Genomic DNA, 3,173 nt, shown 5'->3' on the forward strand with positions numbered 1-3,173 from the left:
AAGCGGGGCGAGAACCTGGCCGTCGCGGTGGTGGACATCGGCGCCACCATGACCCTCTTGAAGATCTCGAAGTAGGCATTCGGCGTGGTGGCCGACGCGGCGCGGCCGGTGACCGGGTCGATGCGCAGGCTCAGCAGACCGCCGGGTTCGGGCAGGGTGCGCGACGGCTTGCCGCTGAGAGCCGGACCCATGTAGCTCATCCAGATCGGCAGCGCCACGGTGCCGCCGTACTCCCAGCGGCCGAGGCTCTCCGGCTGGTCGAAACCGGCCCAGACGGTGGTCACGTAGTCGCCGTTGTAGCCGGTGAACCAGGCGTCCTTGGAGTCGTTGGTGGTGCCGGTCTTGCCGGCCAGGTCGTCGCGCTCCAGCGCCAGGGCGCGGCGGCCGGTGCCCTTGGTGACCACGTCCTTGAGCATGCTGTCGAGGATGAAGACGGTTCGCGAGTCGACAATCTGTTCGGCGATGCGCGGCTGCTGCGTGTCGTCTGCTGGCGCCGCATCGCTGACCGTGCGCAGGTTTTCGGTCCCGGCCTGATCGGCAACAACTTCGCCCGGTTTCGGGGCGCGGGCCGGATTGGCCTGGTAGATGATCTCGGCGTCGCGATTCTCGACGCGCTGGATCAGGTAGGGCGTGACCTTGTAGCCGCCGTTGGCGAACACGCTCCAGCCCGCGGTGATCTCCAGCGGCGTCAGCGCGGCGGTACCCAGCGCCAGCGACAGGTCGCGGGGCAGGTTTTCGCGCGGGAAGCCGAAGCGGTCCATGTAGTTCAGGGCGTACTGGATGCCGATGTTCTGCAGCAGCCGGATCGACACCAGGTTGCGCGAGCGGTAGAGCGCCTCACGCAGGCGGATCGGACCGAGGAAGGTGTTGTTGTCGTTCTTCGGCCGCCAGGCCTCGTCCATGCTGGAGTCGTGGTAGACGATCGGCGCGTCGTTGACCAGCGTGGCCGGCGTGTAGCCGCGATCCAGCGCGGCGCTGTACAGGAACGGCTTGAAGCTGGAGCCGGGCTGGCGCCGGGCCTGTACCACGCGGTTGTAGTTGCTCTGCTCGAAGGAGAAGCCGCCCACCAGGGCGAGGATGGCGCCATCCTGCGGATTCAGTGAAACCAGCGCGCTTTGCGCGGTCGGCAGCTGGCTGAAGGCCAGGCTTTCATCCGGTTTGCGCTGCACGCGGATCAGGTCGCCGGGCTGCACCACGTCGCCCGGCTTCTTCGGCCAGTCGCCGACGTTGTCGGTGTCCAGGTAGGGGCGGGCCCATTTCATGGTTTCCCAGCTCACCGGCTCCTCGCCCTGGCTGGTCAGTACCAGGATTCCGTCGTCAGTCAGCTCGGTGACGATGGCGGGCAGCAGGCCGCCAATGCTGCGCTGCTCGGCCAGGCGTTGTTCCCAGGCTTCACGGGTCTGGCCGCGGTAGCGGGTTTCCGGCCCGCGATAGCCGTGGCGCTGGTCGTAGCTCTGTAGGCCCAGGTGTACGGCGCTGTTGGCGAAGCTCTGCAGGTCGCTGGGCACCGTGGTGTAGACCCGGAAGCCCTCGGTATACGCCTCGCTGCCATACAGGCCGACCATTTCCGCGCGGACCATCTCGGCCACGTAGGGCGCGTTCAGTTCCGGGGTCGGGATGTGCAGGCGCACCTCGACCGGCTCGGCCAGGGCGTCCAGGTAACGCTGCTGGTCGATCTTGCCCAGGCGGTACATGCGGCCGAGGATCCAGTCGCGACGCTCCTTGCTGCGCTCGGGATTGACCACCGGGTTGTAGCGCGAAGGCGCCTTGGGCAGGCCGGCGATCATCGCCAGCTGGGCCAGGTTCAGTTCCTGGATGGATTTGCCGTAGTAGATCTGCGCGGCGGCTTCGATGCCGTAGGCGCGGTTGCCCAGATAGATCTTGTTCACATACAGCTCGAAGATCTCGTCCTTGCTCAGGTCGCGCTCGATCTGCAGGGCCAGGAGGATTTCGGTGATCTTGCGCGAGAAGCTCTTCTCACTGGTGAGGAAGTAGTTCTTCGCCACCTGCATGGTGATGGTGCTGCCGCCCGACTGGATCTGGCCCGATTTCAATAATTGCGTGGCAGCGCGCATCAGGCCGCTGATGTCAACGCCATAATGATTCGCAAAATTGTCGTCCTCCGCAGCCAGCAAGGCGTCGATGAAATCGCGGGGGATGGCTTCGAATTCGATAGGCGTTCGCCGCATTTCGCCGTACTCGGCGATGAGCTTGCCGTCGCTGCTGTAGATGCGCAGGGGAATCTGCAGCTGGATGCTGCGCAGCGCTTCGACGGAGGGGAGTGTGGGATTGATGTAGAGGAAGGCGCCGCTGAGGCTCAGCGCCAGACCGCATACGACGGCGAAGCCGGACCACACGACGAATTTCAGCAGGCGAATCAAGGTGGCGGATTTCCAGGGTAAAGGGTGGGCGTCAGGCCGACGGGCCGGGAAAAGCGGGTCGCATTATAAGCGCTTTCCCTTCCTGCGAGCCATTTGGCCGCCTGTCAAGAGGGCTGCTGGATGTCGAGCGGCATCACAGTGTTCGTAAGTCGCGGATGCACATAGGGAAAAACGGGCGTGCCAGGACTCTTCAGTAAAAAGGCCAACGCGGTGCTCGGCGTCGATATCAGTTCGACTTCGGTCAAGCTGCTCGAATTGAGTCGTTCGGGGAACCGCTACAAGGTCGAGGCCTATGCGGTCGAGCCGCTGCCGGCCAACGCGGTGGTGGAGAAGAACATCGTCGAGGTGGAGGGTGTCGGTCTGGCGCTCGCCCGCGTGCTCGGCAAGTCGCGGGCCAGTGCGCGCCAGGCGGCGGTCGCGGTCGCTGGCTCCGCCGTCATTACCAAGCTGGTGGAAATGGATGCCGGCCTGAGCGATGAGGAGCTGGAGACCCAGCTCAAGCTGGAGGCGGACCAGTACATCCCCTATCCGCTGGAAGAGGTTGCCATCGACTTCGAAGTGCAGGGTCCGGCGCCGCGCAATCCGGAGCGGGTCGAGGTTCTGCTGGCGGCCTGCCGCAAGGAGAACGTCGAGGCGCGCGAGGCGGCACTGTCGCTGGCCGGCCTGTCCACCCGGGTGGTGGATGTCGAGGCCTATGCCCTGGAGCGGACCTACGACCTGCTGGCGCCGCAGCTCGGCAAGCGGGGCGAGAACCTGGCCGTCGCGGTGGTGGACATCGGCGCCACCATGACC

General features: G+C 65.5%; 2 protein-coding genes. One reads left to right on the forward strand and one right to left on the reverse strand.

Annotated features, from left to right (window positions below; all coding sequences use genetic code 11):
* Positions 1-2,381 (reverse strand): penicillin-binding protein 1A (locus AS93_RS19800; RefSeq protein WP_051587538.1); only part of this gene is annotated, 2,381 nt, incomplete at its 3' end.
* A gap of 177 nt (positions 2,382-2,558) precedes the next feature.
* On the opposite strand from AS93_RS19800, the gene pilM reads away from it, so the two are divergent.
* A partial coding sequence (pilM, locus tag AS93_RS0118085; protein ID WP_037010070.1) for a type IV pilus assembly protein PilM occupies positions 2,559-3,173 on the forward strand: 615 nt, incomplete at its 3' end.

Origin of the sequence: Pseudomonas sp. RL, from assembly GCF_000647775.1 — a bacterium.
GTDB lineage: Bacteria > Pseudomonadota > Gammaproteobacteria > Pseudomonadales > Pseudomonadaceae > Serpens > Serpens flexibilis.